The 17991-nt window shown below is 65.6% G+C and carries 18 protein-coding genes and 1 tRNA gene; 9 read left to right on the top strand and 10 right to left on the bottom strand.

Features of this window, described 5'->3' with window-relative positions; translation table 11 throughout:
- Window positions 1–114: 114 nt before the first annotated feature.
- Window positions 115–423 (bottom strand): hypothetical protein, encoded by a 309-nt coding sequence (locus ABIA90_RS07425; RefSeq protein ID WP_247306588.1) that lies wholly within the window; start codon window positions 421–423, stop codon window positions 115–117.
- Window positions 424–676: 253 nt separating this feature from the next.
- Between ABIA90_RS07425 and ABIA90_RS07420 the strand changes: the two genes are divergently transcribed.
- Window positions 677–1732, top strand: coding sequence for a polysaccharide deacetylase family protein (locus tag ABIA90_RS07420; RefSeq protein WP_063980332.1), 1056 nt, complete (start codon window positions 677–679; stop codon window positions 1730–1732).
- Window positions 1733–1806: 74 nt separating this feature from the next.
- On the opposite strand, the gene ABIA90_RS07415 is transcribed toward ABIA90_RS07420, so the two are convergent.
- Complete coding sequence (locus ABIA90_RS07415; protein ID WP_247306586.1) at window positions 1807–2172, bottom strand: hypothetical protein; 366 nt, start codon at window positions 2170–2172, stop codon at window positions 1807–1809.
- 220 nt (window positions 2173–2392) lie between these two features.
- Here ABIA90_RS07415 and ABIA90_RS07410 point away from each other — a divergent pair, with 220 nt between their 5' ends.
- Window positions 2393–3049 carry a class I SAM-dependent methyltransferase gene (locus ABIA90_RS07410; protein ID WP_354118415.1) on the top strand — a complete coding sequence of 219 codons (657 nt, stop codon included), beginning with the start codon at window positions 2393–2395 and terminating at the stop codon, window positions 3047–3049.
- A gap of 22 nt (window positions 3050–3071) precedes the next feature.
- Window positions 3072–3806, top strand: a complete 735-nt coding sequence (locus ABIA90_RS07405; protein WP_247306583.1) for a class I SAM-dependent methyltransferase — start codon at window positions 3072–3074, stop codon at window positions 3804–3806.
- An 84-nt stretch (window positions 3807–3890) separates the two neighbouring features.
- Here the strand turns inward: ABIA90_RS07405 and ABIA90_RS07400 are convergent.
- The 4 genes from ABIA90_RS07400 to ABIA90_RS07385 form a co-directional block, all read right to left on the bottom strand.
- A tRNA-Thr gene (locus ABIA90_RS07400) sits at window positions 3891–3966 on the bottom strand.
- A gap of 100 nt (window positions 3967–4066) precedes the next feature.
- Window positions 4067–5842: a heme biosynthesis protein HemY gene (locus ABIA90_RS07395; protein ID WP_247306581.1), complete on the bottom strand. Its 1776-nt coding sequence runs from the start codon at window positions 5840–5842 to the stop codon at window positions 4067–4069.
- 37 nt (window positions 5843–5879) lie between these two features.
- Window positions 5880–7115, bottom strand: coding sequence for a hypothetical protein (locus ABIA90_RS07390; RefSeq protein WP_354118414.1), 1236 nt, complete (start codon window positions 7113–7115; stop codon window positions 5880–5882).
- Between the two features lie 65 nt (window positions 7116–7180).
- Window positions 7181–7942, bottom strand: coding sequence for a uroporphyrinogen-III synthase (locus ABIA90_RS07385; RefSeq protein ID WP_071908721.1), 762 nt, complete (start codon window positions 7940–7942; stop codon window positions 7181–7183).
- A gap of 151 nt (window positions 7943–8093) precedes the next feature.
- Between ABIA90_RS07385 and tsaD the strand changes: the two genes are divergently transcribed.
- The 3 genes from tsaD (at window position 8094) to ABIA90_RS07370 (ending at window position 10689) form a co-directional block, all read left to right on the top strand.
- Entirely contained in the window at window positions 8094–9167 is a 1074-nt protein-coding gene (tsaD, locus tag ABIA90_RS07380) for a tRNA (adenosine(37)-N6)-threonylcarbamoyltransferase complex transferase subunit TsaD (protein ID WP_135213926.1), read from the top strand.
- Window positions 9168–9169: 2 nt separating this feature from the next.
- On the top strand, window positions 9170–10150 hold the full coding sequence (locus tag ABIA90_RS07375) for an NAD(P)H-dependent glycerol-3-phosphate dehydrogenase (protein WP_354118413.1): 981 nt from the start codon (window positions 9170–9172) through the stop codon (window positions 10148–10150).
- A 116-nt stretch (window positions 10151–10266) separates the two neighbouring features.
- The gene (locus ABIA90_RS07370; RefSeq protein ID WP_354118861.1) at window positions 10267–10689 is read left to right on the top strand and encodes an EVE domain-containing protein; all 423 of its coding nucleotides are present in this window, start codon (window positions 10267–10269) and stop codon (window positions 10687–10689) included.
- Window positions 10690–10794: 105 nt separating this feature from the next.
- Here ABIA90_RS07370 and ABIA90_RS07365 read toward each other — a convergent pair whose 3' ends face one another.
- Window positions 10795–11889, bottom strand: a complete 1095-nt coding sequence (locus tag ABIA90_RS07365) for an adenylate/guanylate cyclase domain-containing protein (protein ID WP_247344390.1) — start codon at window positions 11887–11889, stop codon at window positions 10795–10797.
- A gap of 101 nt (window positions 11890–11990) precedes the next feature.
- Between ABIA90_RS07365 and ABIA90_RS07360 the strand changes: the two genes are divergently transcribed.
- The gene (locus tag ABIA90_RS07360) at window positions 11991–12446 is read left to right on the top strand and encodes an SRPBCC family protein (RefSeq protein WP_354118412.1); all 456 of its coding nucleotides are present in this window, start codon (window positions 11991–11993) and stop codon (window positions 12444–12446) included.
- Window positions 12447–12555: 109 nt separating this feature from the next.
- On the opposite strand, the gene ABIA90_RS07355 is transcribed toward ABIA90_RS07360, so the two are convergent.
- Window positions 12556–13725 carry a DNA topoisomerase IB gene (locus ABIA90_RS07355; RefSeq protein ID WP_063980320.1) on the bottom strand — a complete coding sequence of 390 codons (1170 nt, stop codon included), beginning with the start codon at window positions 13723–13725 and terminating at the stop codon, window positions 12556–12558.
- A gap of 410 nt (window positions 13726–14135) precedes the next feature.
- Between ABIA90_RS07355 and acs the strand changes: the two genes are divergently transcribed.
- Both acs and ABIA90_RS07345 read left to right on the top strand, forming a co-directional pair.
- On the top strand, window positions 14136–16082 hold the full coding sequence (gene acs / locus ABIA90_RS07350) for an acetate--CoA ligase (protein WP_166105020.1): 1947 nt from the start codon (window positions 14136–14138) through the stop codon (window positions 16080–16082).
- A 411-nt stretch (window positions 16083–16493) separates the two neighbouring features.
- Entirely contained in the window at window positions 16494–17009 is a 516-nt protein-coding gene (locus ABIA90_RS07345) for a L,D-transpeptidase (RefSeq protein WP_166347026.1), read from the top strand.
- A gap of 49 nt (window positions 17010–17058) precedes the next feature.
- Here the strand turns inward: ABIA90_RS07345 and ABIA90_RS07340 are convergent, their stop codons facing one another.
- Entirely contained in the window at window positions 17059–17646 is a 588-nt protein-coding gene (locus tag ABIA90_RS07340) for a thermonuclease family protein (RefSeq protein WP_135213931.1), read from the bottom strand.
- A 69-nt stretch (window positions 17647–17715) separates the two neighbouring features.
- On the bottom strand, window positions 17716–17913 hold the full coding sequence (locus ABIA90_RS07335; protein WP_028151091.1) for a DUF1674 domain-containing protein: 198 nt from the start codon (window positions 17911–17913) through the stop codon (window positions 17716–17718).
- Between the last annotated feature and the right edge of the window lie 78 nt (window positions 17914–17991).

Below are 17991 nucleotides of genomic sequence, written 5' to 3'. Positions count from 1 at the left end.
GATCCCGGAGCCGCAACGGCTTTATTGCCGAGCGGGACTGGCGCGCGTGGCCCCGGCTTGACGCCGGGAGCACATCGCGAGGGGAGCCAACAACGATTGCCGTTGCGCGTTGTCCTACTGCCTGTCCTGGGCGTCAGCGACCTTGCGTGAGGCGCCCTTTGCGAGGTCCTTGTCCATCACCGCGCGGCAGCCGGCGCTCAGATCAGAGCGATGCTTCATCATGCACGCCGTGATCTTCGGGACGTTGGGGATTTCCGAGGAGCACAGACGGAAGGCATCGCCGGTGCACTGCTGCTGCGCTTCGGCCGAGAAGGCGAAGCTCGCGGTCGTCGAGACGATCGAGACGATGGCGGCAAAGCCCAGGGCCAGGCTGGTGTCGCGGATCCTACTCGTCAGCGATTTGGCAGAAAAAGACTTGGTCATTTGAAGCTCCCGTGGGCGCCGCTGGAAGCGGGGCCCGTTGTTGGTGGGAACTACGATGCTCCGGCAAAACAGTTTCCACTGTGATGACGGTCACGGGTGGCCGCCCATCTGTGACCTCCGTCACATGGCGCACCTCGCTGAAAATCCGGCGCAAACGCCGTCGTGTTGGTGTCACGTTAACTGTTCCTTCGCATTAATGGCTCGTCGCGCGGGAGATTCCGCAGGGTTGGTTGCGTAATTGGAAAGAATAGCGATGCGTAATGCGTTGGGCCTGATGCTGGCCAGTGTAGTTGCGGCGGTCGTGATCGCCGTCGGCGGTTGGTTTTATTATTCCGCGCGCGCCGATCAGGGCGCCCCCAAAACAACGGCCGCCCGTGCCGCCGATCAATTGCCGGCACAGGCGAAGCTCGCCGCCAAGGATGACGTCGAGACCACCGCGGCGATCGCGGCCAGGCCGACGGCGGTTGCTCAGGCAGCGGCGCCTGCGCCCGCTCCGGCCATGCCGGTGCAGCAGCGGTCGACCTGCGCCAATCCGAACGCGCTCGGCGTTGCCCGCGTGGTCGAGATCGACACCACCGGCGGACCCGGCTTCGGCTTCGAGCATTTCAAGCAGTTCGACTTCCTCACCGACAAGGAGGTCGTGCTGACCTTCGACGACGGTCCGTGGCCGGTCAACACGCCCGCGGTGCTGAAGGCGCTCGGGGATGAATGCACCAAGGGCTTGTTCTTCTCGGTCGGCAAGCACGCGACCTATCATCCGGAAATCCTGCGCCAGGTGCTGGCCCAGGGCCACACGGTCGGCACGCACACCTGGTCGCACGTCAACCTGAACAGCAAGAAGATGACGGAGCAACAGGTCAAGGACGAGGTCGAGAAGGGCTTCAGCGCGGTGAGGTTCGCGCTCGGCACCAACCCGGCACCGTTCTTCCGCTTCCCGCAGCTTCAGCACAATCCGGCGATGGTGAGCTATTTCGGCACCCGCAATGTCGCGATGTTCTCGACCGACATCGACTCCTTCGACTTCAGGAAAGGTGCCACGCCGGAGAAGATCGTCGACAACGTGATGACCAAGCTCGACAAGCTCGGCAAGGGCATCATCCTGATGCACGACTTCCAGAAGCACACCGGCGAAGCGATGCCGGCGCTGCTCGCGCGGCTGAAGGCTGGCGGCTACAAGGTCGTGCAGATGAAGGCCAAGGCAACGCTCCAGACGCTGCCGGAATATGACGAGGCGCTGCTGAAGGACCTGAAGGTGCCGACGTCGAGCGCGCGTCCGATAACGAGCGTGGTGCAGACGGTGTCGCAGTAAGCCCGCAACGCTTCCTCAATACGCGCATGGCCGGGCTCTTGCCCGGCCATTTGCTTTTGCAGCGAGTCGCGGCCTTACCAGTAGATGCCGTGGCGATGCAGCTCGCTGATGATGCGGCCTTCGGTCCAGCTGCGCTTGTGCTTCGGCTTGCCCGCCTTTGCGGTCTTCGTGGCAGTCGCCGCCGGCGCTGAGGTCGTCGTTGTCGCGGTCACGGCAGGAGCCGTCGCCGCGGCGGGAGCAGGGGCCGAGACTGCCGGCGGACGATCGACGTATTTCGGAGCTTCCGTGGCCGGCGCGACTTCGCTGATTTGTGTCATCGGGGCGATGGTCGTGGTGGCCTGCGGAGCGGCCGTCGCCGTGGCCAGCGACAGGCTGCGGTCGGCAGCATGGGCAGACGCGGAAGCCAGGACCATGGCGGCGACCAGAATGATCTTGCGCATGTGAAATCTCCCCGTGTTTGCGTGACCGGGAAATTAGGGGAGATCTGGTCTGCGTTATGTGACTGTCATCACGTAGACTGCGCGCTCGGTCTTGAACCCGCGATCAGCATTCGCGGCGATCGACCCGCAACGTCATGTCGCGTTTCGCGATTGTTTCCAAATGTTTCTGATTGTGGTAGACGCTCGACACGTATCACAAGGCGTGCCGAGTCCGCCCGTTATGACCTTCATCCAGCGAGTGAAGCGTAAGCTGCTGCCGCCGCGAGAGGTTGTTCAGGGGTACGAGAATCCGGAACTGGTCGAAACGATTTTCCTGAAGACAATCAACTACAGCCCGGACAGCGACTGGCCGCTGGTCGCGGGCATGAACACGGTTCTCGATTTCGGCGGAGGTGCTGGCCTGCATTACAAGGTGGCGCGCCGGCAATGCCCGGACATTCGATGGGCGGTGGTTGAGACGCCAGCAATGGTGCAGCGCGCCAAGGAGCTTGGCACCGATAGGCTGATGTTTTTCGAGCGCATCGACCAGGCCGCCGACTGGCTCGGCACTGTCGATCTTCTCCACTCGAATGGGGCCATACAGTACGTCCCGGATGCATTGGAGACCGTCAGAACGCTGTGCTCGGTTCGGCCGGCAACGTTGGCATGGTACCGCGTTCCGATCAGCGAAGAGATCCGGCGAGAGGTTCAGACCTCGTACCTGAGCGACAACGGTCCAGGATCGTTGCTCGCCTCCAGGGAGAAGCTCGTCAGATACGAGCGCAACTGGATCTCCGAGCAAGCATTCATCCAGGCTCATGAGGGATTTCGCATCACTGAGCAGAGCCCGGATCCCACCGAGCGCGGCACGCAACAATTCAGGTTCGCGCGGGTCTAGCTTGCGACAATATGGGGGCGATGTGTTCGACAAGTTTGCAGACTGGTTACGTCAGACGGCCTTTTTCTCGACCGCTATCGACATCGCGCGCCAGACGTTACCAGAGCCCGCGCTGATTTGGTTGCGCACACAGATGGTTCGCAATCTCCGTGGAACGCCTGGCGAGGTGTTCGGCGAGATCTATCGTCGCAACGTCTGGGGTTACAAGGAAACCGCTTCCGGCGGCGGATCCACGCTGCACAATACCCAAAGGGTGCGAGAAAGCCTTCCTGGTCTGGTTGGCGACCTCGGGATCCGTACCCTGCTCGATTTGCCTTGTGGTGATTTTCATTGGTTGTCGAAGATCGAACTTCCAATTTCTCGCTACATTGGAGGAGACATCGTTCCGGAACTGATTGCGCGAACGGGTGACCAATACAGTCGCCCAGATCGCACGTTCCTCCGGATCGATCTCTGCAACGATCCGCTCCCGGAAGCTGACCTGCTGCTCTGCCGCGATTGCTTCATTCATCTTTCCGAAGAGATGATTTTTCAAGCAATCGACAACATTCGTCGATCCAACATCAAGTATCTCCTGACGACCACTTACCCGGCGGGCCGAAATCGTGCGATCCGCACGGGTGACTTCTTCTCCATCGATCTGAGCGCTCCGCCCTACAACTTCCCGCCGCCGATCAAGGTGCTGGACGATTACGTCCCACCGTTCGACCGGCGGCAACTGGCGCTGTGGGAAATCGAAAGCCTGCGCAAAGTCTGAGGCGATGGCATGCCGTCTCGCGGCGAGGCTGCATCGGAGGATGAAGCAACGGCGCGGAAAACAACGAAAAATCAGAGCGATAAATGGTGCCGCAAGAGGGATTCGAACCCCCGACCCCGTCATTACGAATGACGTGCTCTACCAACTGAGCTATTGCGGCGAACCCTGCCGGGACCCGCGCAGTGCAGGTCCCGATACGCGCGCTCCTGATATCGGGCATGGCCCGAATTGGCAAGGTGGAGCGGGCTTCGAAATGTGCCTCACGCGCCCCAGCGGGACCAGAATCCGCGCCAGCCGCCGGCCTGGGCCTTTGCATGGGTTCTGGGCGTGCCGATTTGTTCCGCAAATTCATCGCTCGGACCCTCGTCATCGATCCCGGGATCATCGGGGGCGCGGACGATGGGGATGACGGCCTGGACCGGGGCCGGCGCAGGCTTGCCGAGGTCGGCGCGGGTCCGGAACACCGGCGTTGCCGCCTCCGGCGATGATTCGGCCGCCTCAGGGGCGGGATTGACCGGCTCGGCGGCCGGCGTAACCGCAGGCTCTTCCTTGGCGGCTTCCCCGGTCGTTTCCTTGGCCTCCGGGGGCGAATTGTCCTGTGCGGCGGGGACCGGATCCGGTGCAGCCACGGGCGGTTCCACCGGGGCTTCGCTCGGGGCTGCCGTCACCCGCTTCGGCGGCGGGGCGGCCAGCATGGCTTCCTCGAAGGCCGAGGATTCGATCGTGGCGCCCTTGTCGGAGGGCAGGCTCGCGACCGGCGTTTGCCACTGGAAGGCATCGAGACGGCCGGTGACCGGCGAGACCGGACGCCAGCGGTCGCTGACATAGCCGTCCGCGGTCCAGGCCGGATCGTGGCGGGCGCGCACCGCGCGCAGGGTCCAGGCGCGGGCACGGCCGCCGTCGCCGTGCTCGGTGCGCTCGAGCTCGGCCATCAGCAGCGCGACGCGCTGGGTCGGATCATTGACGTAAGGGGCCAGCACCGCACGCGCACGCGCGAACTCGGAGGCGTCGATCGCGCCGCGCGCAATCGCGAGCTGGCCCTCGACATGGCCCGCCTTGTCGGCCGGCGTCTTGGCCGCCAGCGTCTCGACCCGCTGCAAGCGCTGCCGCGCGGAATCGCCGAGCTTCACATGCGCATAGGCGTCGGCGAGATCCGGATGCGGATTGGCGAGCCACGCGGCCTCGACCAGCTTCATGGAGCGGCGCACCTGATGCGCTTCGCTCTCGAACTTGGCGGCGAGCACCGCGGCCGGCACCAGCGTCGGCGCGAGCTTGATCGCCTCCATCACGCTCTCGCGCGCCACGTCGCGGTCCATGGTTTCCAATTCCAGCGCGCGGGCCGTGAGCAGCACGCCGCGCTGGCGGCGATAGGCCGCCTTGTCGATCAGACCCGCGGACAGATTCGAATCCAGGATCGCTAGCGCGCCGCTCCAGTCGCCGCGCGCGCAGCGGAAGCCGAGCACCGCGTGCGAGGCCCAGGTCGAGGACGGCGACAGCTTGATCGCTTCCTCCGCGATCATCACGGCGCCGACCGCATCGTCGGCGCGCTGCGCCTCGATGAACAGGCCGCGCAGGCCGAGCAGCCGCGTATCCTCGCGCTCGGCCATGACGCGGAAGACGCGCTGCGCCTCGTCGCGATTGCCTTCGAGCTGGGCCGACTGCGCGTGCAGCAGCAGTGCGAGCGGATCGTTCGCGGCCAGCCGCCGCGCAGTATCGGCGTGACGGCGGGCGAGGGCGGTATCGCCGTGACCGATCGCGAGCAGGCCGTGGGTGATGGCATGGCGGCCGCGCGCATGGCGTTTCTCATGGCGGCGGCGGCGCAGGCGTCCCGGCGCGCGCCAGATCATCGTCACGATGCTCCAGACCAGCACGACCGCTGCTGCAAAGACGCCGAGCAGAAACACGAACCTCGGAAGCGTCGTTGACGCGCGGAAACTGCCCGCGGTCAGGACGAGATCGCCGGGCTGATCGGCAACCCAGGCCGCGCCGGCCGCCGCCAGCGCGATCAGGACGAGGAAGAGGACGATGCGAAGCATGGCGATCCCTATTACGCGCTGATTATTGCGCGAACCTTTACTGAGCAGGCTTGACCAGATCGGGCTTGGCGAGATCCGCCATGGCATCGTCGGCGAATTTGCGGGAGGCACCGAGCGCGGCGTCGCGCGCATCGGCCTTGTCGAGCCAGGCCTGTGCCGGTGCACGATCGGCCTCAGACAGCGTCTTCAGCTCGCGCCGTGCTTCCGCGAAATCGTTGCGGAGCGCCGCCGCCGTCACCCGTGCGACGATGGCGCCGCGATCATTGCCGATGCCGTCGGTGCGCTCGATGCGAACGAGTTTCGAGGCCCCCGCCTGGAGACGCTCGACGATGCCGGCACCGGCGGCCGGGGTTTCCGCCGGCGGAGAGAGCTTTGGCACGATGTTGAGCAGCTCGCGGCTCAGCGCAACCGGCGTCGGAATGCCTGATGATGCAAAGGTGTCGAGCGGCTTCAGCATATCGGGCTTGGCTGCGAGCGACCGCGCCGCGGCCAATTGCGATTCGTAAGGATCGCCATGCCGAACCGCGACGTCGAGCAGAGCCGCCGCCACGACATGGCGCAGCGGCTTGTCATTCGTCGCCTTGTTGTCGGCAATCTTCTCGCCCTGCTGTGCGAGCTCGGCGCGCTCCGTCTTGCTGGCGCGCTCCAGCTGCGCAATACGGTCGCTGAGAGCGGCAAGATCAGGCGCTGCAGCGCGCGGTGCCGATTTCACGTCGTTGGCCGTCTTGTCGGACTGTGCGCGCAGATTGGCGATGTCACTGCGCAAGGCACTTGCGGATTTCTCCAGTGCATCGATCCGCGCCACCACGGCCGGATCGGCGGCGGGCTTGCCCGCCTTGGCTTCGACCGCGGCGACACGTCCGCTGAGCGCGTCGACCGTCGCGCTCGTGACTTGCGGCGCGGCCGGCGGCGCCTCCACGGCGGGCCAGCCCAGCATCCAGCCGACGGCAATCACGATTGCGGCTGCGACCGCGCCGGAGAACGGCGCAATGACCCAGGGCGAAACCGGCGCCGACGCGGGAGCGGAAGCAACCGCGGCCTCCGCGTGCGCGGGCTCCGGGTCAGGCCTGGCCTCTTCGGATTTGGACTCTTCGACCGTGGCCTGCTCTGGCGTGGCCTGCTCCGGCGCCGGCTGAACCTCCGGCTCGGCGGCCGCCGTTGGCTGCGGCTGGGTCGAAACTTCGGTTGCCTCAAGGTCGATCGTGGGCGGGGTGCGCTTGGCACGGCCTGACTCGGGAGCCAATCCTGCGTCTTCAGGCTTGTCGTCGGCCATCGTGACGGTTCCTCACACTCAAATGCCCTGAACGGACCCGATCGCGTCGGATTCGGCCCGACCTCTTACGCCAAACGGGTCCGCAAAGCACGCTCCAAGGTATCAAATAGGGCATTTTCGTCCGGCGTCGCGGCCCCCAGAACCTGCGACGCGCCGGCATCGCGCAGCACGCTGGCGACCGTCTCGGACAGGCAGCATTGCGGGATCGCCAGCGCCGAGATTTCGACGCCTTCGTCCCGTGCCGCATCCAGGAAGGCCCGTGCGCTGCGACGGGAGTAGTGCAGCACCGCCTCGATCCCATGTGCGGCAAAGCCATCGCAGACATCGCGCGGCAGGATCTTGACCGGAGTCATGCGATAGGTGGTCTGCGTCACCACGCTGAAGCCCTCCGCGCCAAGCTCGCCGCCGAGATCGCGCGACAGATCCGCGCCCGCGAGATAGAGCAGCGTGCTTTTCTTCTTCAGCAGCTTGTCGCGCGCGCTCTGCATCACCTTGTCGCGCAAGGCCGCGGCATCGCCGCCGGCGACGATCACCTCGGCGAAGCCGGCGTCGCGCGCCGCGGCAGCCGTGTGCTCGCCGACCGCAAACAGCGGCAGCTCCAGGAGGCCAAGATTCTTTAAGCCAAGATCCTGCAATTGCGGCGCGACGGCGCGGATCGCATTGGCCGACGTGACGATGATGGCGCCGTAGTCGGCCTCACTCTCGTCATGGAAGGCGACCGGCTCGAACTTGAGCATCGGGGCGAGCAGCACCACATGACCCCGCGCCCGCAAATTTTCCGCCGTCGCCTCATTGTCGGGATGCGGCCGTGTGACAAGAATGGACATCGCTTGTGTTCCCGAACCACGTGGCGGTGACGCATTCACGAAGGCGGCTGCGCGTGACGATTGCGCAAGTGGACCCCGGAATGCTACCGGACGTACCAGAACTCTGCTTTACGGATGAGCGCAAGGGCGCAAATTGGACAACAATTCGCCAATGCTGGTACTGGGCATCGAAACCACCTGCGACGAGACCGCCGCGGCCGTGATCGAGCGCGCGCCCGACGGCAGCGGCAAGATCCTGTCCAACATCGTGCGGTCCCAGATCGAGGAGCATGCCCGCTTCGGCGGCGTGGTGCCGGAGATCGCCGCGCGCGCGCATGTCGACGTCCTCGACGGCATCATCGACCGGGCCATGCACGAGGCCGGCATCGACTATGCGCAGCTCAACGGTGTCGCCGCCGCGGCGGGGCCGGGGCTCATCGGCGGCGTCATCGTCGGCCTCACCACCGCCAAGGCGATCGCGATGGTGCACGACACGCCGCTGGTCGCGGTCAACCACCTCGAGGCGCATGCACTGACGCCGCGCCTCACCGACGGAATTGAATTTCCCTACTGCCTATTCCTCGCCTCGGGCGGGCATACCCAGATCGTCGCCGTCACCGGCGTCGGCCAATATGTGCGGCTCGGCACCACCGTCGACGACGCGATGGGCGAAGCCTTCGACAAGGTCGCGAAGATGCTGGGCCTGCCCTATCCGGGCGGGCCGCAGGTCGAACGCGCCGCGGCAACCGGCGATGCCACGCGCTTCGCCTTCCCGCGCCCGATGCAGGGACGGCCCGATGCCAATTTCTCGCTGTCGGGATTGAAGACGGCGGTGCGCAACGAGGCGAGCCGGTTAACCGAGATCGCGCCGCAGGATATCAGCGATCTCTGCGCGAGTTTTCAAGCCGCAGTGCTCGACTCGACGGCCGACCGGTTGAGCGTCGGCCTGAGGCTTTTCCGCGAGCAGTTCGGCGCTCCGCATGCCCTCGTCGCTGCCGGCGGCGTCGCGGCCAATCAGGCGATCCGCGGCGCCCTGCATGACGTCGCGCGGCAGGCCGGGACGCAACTGATCATGCCGCCGCCCGCGCTCTGCACCGATAACGGCGCGATGATCGCCTGGGCCGGCGCCGAGCGCTTGGCGCTCGGCATGATCGACACGATGGAAGCCCAACCCCGCGCACGCTGGCTGCTCGATGCCAACGCCACGGCGCCGGCCGGTTACGGCAACACGCGGGCGGGATTCTAGCGATGACGGCGTTCCGGTCCGTCGCGGTGATTGGTGCGGGCGCATGGGGCACGGCACTGGCGACGGTCGCGGCGCGCGCCGGACGGAACGTGACGCTCTGGGCGCGCAACAGCGAACATGCCGCGCGAATCGCCTCGACCCGCGACAATCCGCGGCTGCCCGGCGTGCGGCTGGCGCCGGAGATCGTCGTGACGCACGAGCTTGCGGAGGCCGCGCGCGCGGACATGGTGCTGATCGCGACGCCCGCACAGCATTTGCGCGGCGCGGTCAACATGCTGTCCTCGCATCTGGCAAGGCCGGTGCCGATCGTCGCCTGCGCCAAAGGCATCGAGCACGGCACCCATAAATTCATGACCGACGTCATCGCGGAAGCCGCACCTCACGCGCAGCCGGCGATCCTGTCAGGCCCGAGCTTTGCCGACGACGTCGCGCGCGGCTTGCCGACCGCGGTGACGCTGGCGGCGAAGGACGAAGCGCTGGCGAGCGCGCTGGTGCAGGCGCTGGGCTCGGCGACCTTCCGGCCCTATCACACGACAGATGTCCGCGGCGTCGAGATCGGCGGTGCGGCCAAGAACGTGTTGGCGATCGCGGTTGGCATCGCGGTCGGGCGCAGGCTCGGCGCCTCCGCCCAGGCTGCGCTGACGACCCGCGGCTTTGCCGAACTCACGCGCCTCGGCCGTGCACTCGGCGCGCGCGGCGAGACGCTCACGGGCCTGTCCGGCCTCGGCGATCTGATCCTGACCTGCTCGAGCCCGCAATCGCGCAATCTCGCGCACGGCCTTGCGCTGGGCCGCGGCGAGCAGCCGCCCGCGGGCAAGCTTGCCGAAGGCGAATTCACCGCGCCTGTGTTGATCGAACTCGCAGCTTCGCACAACATCGAGATGCCGGTATCAGAAGCGGTCGCTTCGATCCTGAGCGGCCGGAGCACGATTGACGCCGCGATCTCGGGGCTGTTGACGCGCCCCTTCAAGGCAGAGGAATGACGTCTTTCTCGTCATGCCCGCGCTTGTCGCGGGCATCCACGTCTTGATATTGAATTGGTGGCAGAGACGTGGATGGCCGGGACAAGCCCGGCCATGACGAACGGATAGGACGCGCGATGAACTACTGGCTGGTGAAATCCGAACCGTCGGTGTGGTCCTGGGACCAGCAGGTGGCGAAGGGCGCCAAGGGCGAGGCCTGGACCGGCGTGCGCAACTACACCGCGCGCCAGAACCTCGTGAACATGAAGAAGGGCGACAAGGCGTTCTTCTATCATTCCAACGAGGGCAAGGAGATCGTCGGCATCGCGGAGGTCATCAAGGAGGCCTATCCCGATCCGACCGACAAGACCGAAAAATTCGTCTGCGTCGACATCAAGGCCGACAAGCCCTTGAAGACGCCGGTGACGATGGCCGCGATCAAGGCGGACAAGAAGCTCGCTGACATGGCGCTGGTGAAATATTCGCGCCTGTCGGTGCAGCCGGTGACCGCAGAGGAATGGAAGCTCGTCTGCAAGATGGGCGGGATGTCATCGACGTGAACGGTAGGGTGGGCAAAGCGTAGCGTGCCCACCAATCGAGACCGGAGCTTGCCGTTAAATGGTGGGCACGGCGCACAAGAGCGCACTGCGCTTCACTCCATCCGGTTACGATATCCGGGCTTGCGTCTCCGGCAGCGTAAACACCTCGCATGGCGAAGCGATCCCGCGCAGCGGATGCGATCCGAGCGCGACGAGAGGCGTGTCCGTCTCCGCGGCCAGCGCCCCCGATACCAGCACGGTCCGTTCCAGGGGCTTGCACAATCCCTCGAGCCGGCTGGTGAGATTGACTGCGGGACCGATCGCCGTGAAATCGAGCCTGTTGGCGGCGCCGATATTGCCCCAGAGTATTTCGCCGAGATGAAGGGCCGCGCCGAACGCAAGCGGCGGCAGTCCTTGAGCGCCGCGCTCCCCGTTGAGATACGCCATGCCGGCTTCGGCTGCGCCTGCGGCACGCAGCGCGGCGTCGCAGGCGCGGCGCGGTGAGGCCTCGACCACCGGGAAGATCGCGAGCACGCCGTCGCCGATGAATTTCAGCACCTCGCCGCCGAAGGCATGAACAGCACCGGCGATGCGATCGAACCAGGCGTCGAGCGCTGCGATGACGTCGGCCGGCGGTGTGGTCTCCGACAAGGTCGTGAAGTTGCGCAGATCCGCATAGAGCAGCGCGGCTTGAATGGTCTCGCCGAGATCGCGCCGCAACGGCGCCGCCAGCACCCGCTCCGCGCTGCGCTTGCCGAGATAGGCATCGAGCGTCGCGCGCAACGTGGCGCGCGCAGCGAGCACGGCCAGCGGCGTCGCGGCGAAACGCGCAGCCTGGCGCAATTGCTCGATCTCGTCTGCGGTGAACGGACGCGGCCCGATCCAGCCGAGCTGCGGCCCATCTTGTCGTCCGACCACCTCTTCGTGCACCTCGCCGCGCGCGATGTCGCGCAACCAGCGGCGACCGGCATCATTGGGCGGGTCAGGCGCCAGCCCACTTGGTGCGAAGCCGAGGGCCTCGATGACCCGGCCGTTCTCCGCGCGCCACAGCCAGGTCCGCTTCGCGATCAGCGGATGCGGCACCTCCAACGTCAGGCTGCCTGCCGCAAGCGGCACACCGTCGGCGACCAGATGAGCGCCGAGTTCCGCGAGCAGACGGTCGGCCCCGGGGCAATCCGAGGCGGCATCGACGAGCCAGGCGAGGGTCCGGGAGAGTTGCATGGCCCGATGATGGCGAAGGTCGGCCATCTTTGTCACGGCAATCCTTGACGCACAGCTCCACCGCCGCCATGTGGCCAGTGTCAGCCCAGGGATGATCGCCGATGACCGAGCCGTTCGTAGTGCGACGCGAAACCCAGATCGCAGCCCCCCGCGCCACCGTCTTCGCCTATTTGACCGACCCCGAGAAAATCCTGAGCTGGATGGGCTCCGACGCGACCACGGAGCCGCATCCCGGCGGGCTCTATCTTCTCAAGGGCATCGGCCCGCGTGGCGGCGTCGGCCGCGGCACCTTCCGCGAGGTCGTGCCGGTGCATCGTCTGGCCTACACGTTCGGCTGGGAGGGCGGTCAGGAAGTGCCGCCCGGCTCGAGCCTGATCGAGATCGACCTGATCGAGCGCGACGGCGGCACGCTGCTGCGCATGACCCATAGCGGGCTCCCGACTGAGGAACAGGCCGCCGCGCACGCGAAAGGATGGGCGCATTATCTGGGCCGGCTCACGAGCGCAGCCGCGGGCGGCGATCCCGGTCCGGACAAGGGTATCTCAGACAAGATGTAGCTCTCGTAGGGTGGGCAAAGCGAAGCGTGCCCACGCGGCCTATCAACAATGTCGTGAAGAATGGTGGGCACGGCGCTTCGCGCCTTTACCCTCCCTACGGCACCGCCGCTTAAACTGCCGCGGTCGCCACCACCTGCTGCAAAAGTTGCTCGCGCCTGGCCTGCGAACGCTGGCCCTTCATGGTGGCGGCGAAGCGTTCGAGGATACCGTCCTCGAAGGCGGTGACGATGGTGTCGTGGACGTAGCTCTTGCGGCAGATCGCCGGCGTGTTGGAGAGCTTGTCGGCTGCGGCGCGGATCGCGTCCAGCACCTGCTTCTTGCGGCCGCGCTGGCTGGTCGCCGGCGTGATCCGCGACAGCGATTCCACCACCACTGCGGACGCCATCAGGGTGCGAAAATCCTTCAGCGAAATCTTGATGCCGGCGATCTCGCGCAGAAACGCGTTCACCTGCGTGGTGCTGACCGCGCGCACGATGCCGTAGGCGTCGCGATACTGGAACATGCGCTTGCCGGGAACGCCGTTCAGGATCCCGATGGCACGTACCAGCTTGGCCGCGTCGCACTCCTTGCGCACCGCCTTGCCGCCCTTGGCCTTGAAGGTCAGCACGAAGGAATCGTCCTCGAGCGTAACGTTCGACTTCAGCATCGTGGTGGCACCGCGGGTGCCGTTGAGGCGGGCATAGGATTCGTTGCCGGGACGGATCGCGGTGCGCGCGATTAGCTCGATCACGGCCGAGAGTGCGAATTCACGCGTCGGCTCGTCACCCGACAGGAACGCGGAGACCTTGCGCCGGATCTTTGGCAGCGCGCCGACGAGCTTTTCCAGCCGGTGCGCCTTGCGGTGCTCGCGGACCTTTTCCCAATCGGCGTGGTAGCGGTATTGCAGCCGGCCCGCGGCATCGCGTCCCACCGCCTGGAGATGCGAGCTCGGATCGGCCGAGTAGCGCACCTGGCGATAGGCCGGCGGCACCGCCATGGCGTGCAGCCGGCGGATAGTGCGGGCGTCGCGGATATGCGCGCCGTTGGGACGGACGAAGGAATAGCCCTTGCCGCGCTTGATGCGCCGGATAGTCAGCTCGTTCTGGTCGCCGAGCCGCAGGCCCAGCTCCTTGGCGATCGCCTCAACCGAGGTCGCAGGCGCGGTGTCGAAGACCTTTTTCGGGCTGAGACGGGCGGAACCGGCCGGTTTCGGCCATTGTCCGAGGGCTTTGGCCAGCGCGACAGCAGCAGGATCGGCCGAAGCGAGCCGCATCGTCCCGAGATTCTGCTGATCCATCATAGTCTTAAGCCTTAGCCCTGTCTGTTATCGGTCAATGCCGCTGTTCTGATTTTTGTTCCAAGGGTCTCTTGGACGGTCTCGTTGGACCCGGGTTGGCCATTTAGGGTGTTCCGAACCGCATTGCGAGTCCCGAATCAGTGACAGACGGTTTCTAAATACCTCCTGCGGCGCATGGGCGCCCTGCACAGGCCTCTTCCGGCGTCTTGGTAAAGGCCTGGAAAGCAGCGCCGGCCTGTTTCAGATCTGCGACAGTCGCGCCAGGCGGCGTTGATCTTCCGCATGGCCGCCTGCTCGTCGAAGGTCCAGCTTGTGCTCCTTGTCGGGTCCGGTTAGGCGGACGCATAATCGGTTCAATGATGACGTCGGCTCGCCAGTCACCTGGGCTCGGCTTGCCGTATCTGGAGGGAAGCATGTCCGAGAAGACCTACGACGTCCCCGCGGAATGGGCCAAGCGCGCCTGGATCGACCAGGCCAAGTACAAGGACATGTACGCCCGCTCGATCTCGGACCCGAACGCGTTCTGGGCGGAGCAGGCCAAGCGTATCGACTGGATGCACGCGCCGACGAAGATCGAGAACGTCTCCTTCGCGCCCGGCAACATCTCGATCAAATGGTTCGAGGACGGAATCCTCAACGTCGCCTGGAACTGCATCGACCGGCATCTTCATACGCGCGCCAACCAGACCGCGATCATCTGGGAAGGTGACGATCCCTCGCAATCCAGACACATCACCTACAAGGAGCTGCACGACGAGGTCTGCCGGATGGCCAACATCCTGCGCACCCGCAACGTCAAGAAGGGCGACCGCGTCACCATCTACCTGCCGATGATTCCCGAAGCGGCCTACGCGATGCTGGCCTGCGCGCGGATCGGCGCGATCCACTCCGTGGTGTTCGCGGGCTTCTCGCCGGACAGCCTCGCCCAGCGCATCAACGACTGCCAGTCCAAGGTGATCATCACCGCGGACGAAGGTCTGCGCGGCGGCAAGAAGGTGCCGCTGAAGGCCAATGTCGACGCAGCGCTCGCCAAGGCTGATGGCGTCGACTGGGTCGTCGTTGTCAAGCGCACCGGCGGCACGGTCGAGATGAATCCGTCGCGCGATCTCTGGTATCACGACGCCGCCAAGATGGTGACGACGGAATGCCGGGCCGAGCACATGCACGCCGAGGATCCGCTGTTCATCCTCTATACGTCGGGCTCGACCGGCCAGCCCAAGGGCGTGCTGCACACCTCGGGCGGCTATCTCGTATTCGCCGCGATGACGCATCAATACGTCTTCGACTATCACGACGGCGACATCTACTGGTGCACCGCCGACGTCGGCTGGGTCACCGGACATAGCTACATCCTCTATGGGCCGCTGGCGAACGGCGCGACCACGCTGATGTTCGAGGGCGTGCCGAATTACCCGGACAATTCCCGCTTCTGGAACGTGATCGACAAGCACAAGGTCAACATCTTCTACACCGCGCCGACCGCGATCCGCGCACTGATGCAGAGCGGCGACGAGCCCGTGAAGAAGACGTCGCGCGCAAGCCTCCGGCTGCTTGGCTCGGTCGGCGAGCCGATCAATCCCGAAGCCTGGGAGTGGTATCACCGCGTCGTCGGCGACGACCGCTGCCCGATCGTCGACACCTGGTGGCAGACCGAGACCGGCGGCATCCTGATCACGCCGCTGCCGGGCGCGACCAAGCTGAAGCCGGGCTCGGCGACGCAGCCGTTCTTCGGCGTCGTGCCTGAGATCGTCGATGCCGACGGCAAGGTGCTGGACGGCGAGACATCAGGCAATCTCTGCCTGACGCGGTCATGGCCGGGCCAGATGCGCACGGTCTATGGCGATCACGCCCGCTTCGAGCAAACCTATTTCTCGACCTACAAGGGCAAGTATTTCACCGGCGACGGCTGCCGGCGCGATGCCGACGGCTATTACTGGATCACCGGCCGCGTCGACGACGTCATCAACGTCTCCGGCCACCGCATGGGGACCGCGGAAGTCGAAAGCGCGCTGGTCGCACACGAGAAGGTGTCTGAGGCCGCCGTGGTCGGTTACCCGCACGACATCAAGGGCCAGGGCATCTACGCCTATGTCACCCTGATGGCCGGCGTCGAGCCGAGCGACGAATTGCGCAAGGAGCTCGTCACCTGGGTGCGCAAGGAGATCGGCCCGATCGCCGCGCCCGACCAGATCCAGTTCTCGCCCGGCCTGCCCAAAACCCGCTCCGGCAAGATCATGCGCCGCATCCTGCGCAAGATCGCCGAGGACGAGCCGGGCAGCCTCGGCGATACCTCGACGCTCGCCGATCCGGCGGTGGTCGACGACCTCGTGAAGAACCGGCAGAACAAGAAGTCGGCGTAAGGCACGCTCTCGTGCCCCGGACGCGGCGCAGCGCTTCTTCAGCGGTGCGCTGCAGAGCCGGGGCCGATCCAATGGCAGAGCGTGTGGCCTCCCGGGTCCCGGCTCTGCGCAGCAGCGCCAAGGCGCTGCAGCGCGTCCGGGACACAGAGCCCCCCCGAAATAACAGCCGTTCACACCCTCACGCACTTGTCAGGGCGCGATCCGTCGCGCCCGCGTCTTTCCAGCCAAGTGTTGTTTTCTTGTCATTTACTTTATTTCGAACATTTTCTTTGTTCCGCGTGCTGGCGGGCCCTTGGCGGCCGCGCGTGGAAACCATCCGGTTAACAGGCGCGGTTAAGAATATCCGGGCAAGCGGGCAATTGCCGGTGCTGCGTAGTTTTGGACGATCCGTTCGGGGCAGAGGAAAAATTGATGTCGGTAAGGATTGCTGTGGCGCTCGCCGCCACCATCGGGGCAGGGGTCTTGACGTCGACGGCCGCAGAGGCGCGGCCGGAAATGGTGGGGACGCACCTGGCCGACTATTCGCCGGGCACCATCGTGGTCAAAACCAACGAGCGGCGGCTCTATCTCATCCTCGATAACGGCCACGCCGTGCGCTATCCGGTCGGTGTCGGCAAGTCCGGCAAGCAATGGGCCGGCACCACCCGCATCGACGGCAAATATATCAACCCGGCTTGGTCGCCGCCTGCGGAAGTGAAGCGCGACAAGCCCAGCATCCCGGACGTCATTCCGGGCGGCTCGCCGCGCAACCCGATGGGCGTTGCGGCGATGACGCTGGCCGGCGGCGAATATGCCATCCACGGCACCAATGTGCCGGGCTCGGTCGGCGGCTTCGTCTCCTATGGCTGCATCCGCATGCTCAACGACGACATCACCGATCTCTACAGCCGCGTCTCGGTCGGCACGACGGTGGTCGTGACGCGCTGATCGCCGGGATCAGGCAAGCAAGAGCCGCGTCTTTCGACGCGGCTTTTTGTTACCAGAAGCGCCAGCCGCGCGCGCACCAGCCGTCGCGATGGCCGCCGTTGTAGCTGCGCGCGTAACCGCCGGCGAGCAACGCGGCAGATACGTCCGCGGTTCGCTTCGTCGCGACGTTGGCGAGAACGCGGCCGTATTTGTCGGGGCCAAGATTGGTGATCGTCACGCCGCCCTGGCCGAGCAGATCGCGCAGCGCGCCGGTCGCCGCTTGAGCCTTGTCCAATTCATCCTGGCAGGATGCCTTCATCTCCGGCGCATCGATACCGCGCAGGCGAACGCGCGCAACGAGAACGCGTCCGTCGCGCTGGTGCACGCGAGCGAGAAAGGTATCGCCGTCGATCGTGCGAATGACGTCGACCGGCTGACGGATGTCCGGATTGGCCTGCTGCAAAATGATCTGGGCATCTCGCGATTGACCGTCGATCGCATGCGGGAAGGGCCAGTTCATCCCGTGCCGGAACGTAAGCACGACGGCCACCACGATTGCGACCACGAACATCCACGGCAACAGCCCCGAGAAGTGACGGCCGAACGGCGAACCACTGTATGAGGGCCGGTATGGATGGCTGGGATCGAAACGCGGCATCCGCGCACGCTAGGGCTGAGTCGGGCGATCCGGCAAGATAGCCTCAAAAGCCAGCTTCAAGCGCCAGCCTCAAAAGTCCGAGGCGATACCTTTGCGCTCCCAATCGCCGTAGCGGGTGGGCTCAGGTCCCTTCGGTCCCTGCAATTCCTTCGGCGCCGCCGCGGCGTGGGCAGCAGCAGCCTGCCGGCGCGCTTCCGCCTCGGCCAGCGCGCGCTGGGCGGCCGGCGGGAGCGGCTTGCGATCGGGAACGGGGGGCTGGTCACTCATCTCGGCGGTTCCTAGCGCAGGATCACGGGGTGTGCGACGTCCAATAACGCATTGCTGAGATGGTCATGGCGGGCTGTA

It is taken from the genome of Bradyrhizobium sp. LA6.8, assembly GCF_040547935.1.
Classification (GTDB): domain Bacteria; phylum Pseudomonadota; class Alphaproteobacteria; order Rhizobiales; family Xanthobacteraceae; genus Bradyrhizobium; species Bradyrhizobium barranii.
The sequence above is the reverse complement of the archived record's forward strand: the minus strand, read 5'-3'. Positions and strand labels throughout refer to the sequence as shown.

What these genes read in the sequence shown, in the direction of transcription:
- ABIA90_RS07420 (WP_063980332.1), top strand. Translation starts at nt 677, where the DNA reads ATGCGTAATGCGTTGGGCCTGATGCTGGCCAGTGTAGTTGCGGCGGTC.
- tsaD (WP_135213926.1), top strand. Translation starts at nt 8,094, where the DNA reads ATGCTGGTACTGGGCATCGAAACCACCTGCGACGAGACCGCCGCGGCC.
- ABIA90_RS07355 (WP_063980320.1), bottom strand. Translation starts at nt 13,725, where the DNA reads ATGATGGATCAGCAGAATCTCGGGACGATGCGGCTCGCTTCGGCCGAT.
- ABIA90_RS07360 (WP_354118412.1), top strand. Translation starts at nt 11,991, where the DNA reads ATGACCGAGCCGTTCGTAGTGCGACGCGAAACCCAGATCGCAGCCCCC.
- ABIA90_RS07410 (WP_354118415.1), top strand. Translation starts at nt 2,393, where the DNA reads ATGACCTTCATCCAGCGAGTGAAGCGTAAGCTGCTGCCGCCGCGAGAG.
- ABIA90_RS07375 (WP_354118413.1), top strand. Translation starts at nt 9,170, where the DNA reads ATGACGGCGTTCCGGTCCGTCGCGGTGATTGGTGCGGGCGCATGGGGC.
- ABIA90_RS07370 (WP_354118861.1), top strand. Translation starts at nt 10,267, where the DNA reads ATGAACTACTGGCTGGTGAAATCCGAACCGTCGGTGTGGTCCTGGGAC.
- ABIA90_RS07365 (WP_247344390.1), bottom strand. Translation starts at nt 11,889, where the DNA reads ATGCAACTCTCCCGGACCCTCGCCTGGCTCGTCGATGCCGCCTCGGAT.
- ABIA90_RS07335 (WP_028151091.1), bottom strand. Translation starts at nt 17,913, where the DNA reads ATGAGTGACCAGCCCCCCGTTCCCGATCGCAAGCCGCTCCCGCCGGCC.
- ABIA90_RS07415 (WP_247306586.1), bottom strand. Translation starts at nt 2,172, where the DNA reads ATGCGCAAGATCATTCTGGTCGCCGCCATGGTCCTGGCTTCCGCGTCT.
- ABIA90_RS07340 (WP_135213931.1), bottom strand. Translation starts at nt 17,646, where the DNA reads ATGCCGCGTTTCGATCCCAGCCATCCATACCGGCCCTCATACAGTGGT.
- ABIA90_RS07385 (WP_071908721.1), bottom strand. Translation starts at nt 7,942, where the DNA reads ATGTCCATTCTTGTCACACGGCCGCATCCCGACAATGAGGCGACGGCG.
- ABIA90_RS07395 (WP_247306581.1), bottom strand. Translation starts at nt 5,842, where the DNA reads ATGCTTCGCATCGTCCTCTTCCTCGTCCTGATCGCGCTGGCGGCGGCC.
- ABIA90_RS07345 (WP_166347026.1), top strand. Translation starts at nt 16,494, where the DNA reads ATGTCGGTAAGGATTGCTGTGGCGCTCGCCGCCACCATCGGGGCAGGG.
- ABIA90_RS07425 (WP_247306588.1), bottom strand. Translation starts at nt 423, where the DNA reads ATGACCAAGTCTTTTTCTGCCAAATCGCTGACGAGTAGGATCCGCGAC.
- acs (WP_166105020.1), top strand. Translation starts at nt 14,136, where the DNA reads ATGTCCGAGAAGACCTACGACGTCCCCGCGGAATGGGCCAAGCGCGCC.
- ABIA90_RS07390 (WP_354118414.1), bottom strand. Translation starts at nt 7,115, where the DNA reads ATGGCCGACGACAAGCCTGAAGACGCAGGATTGGCTCCCGAGTCAGGC.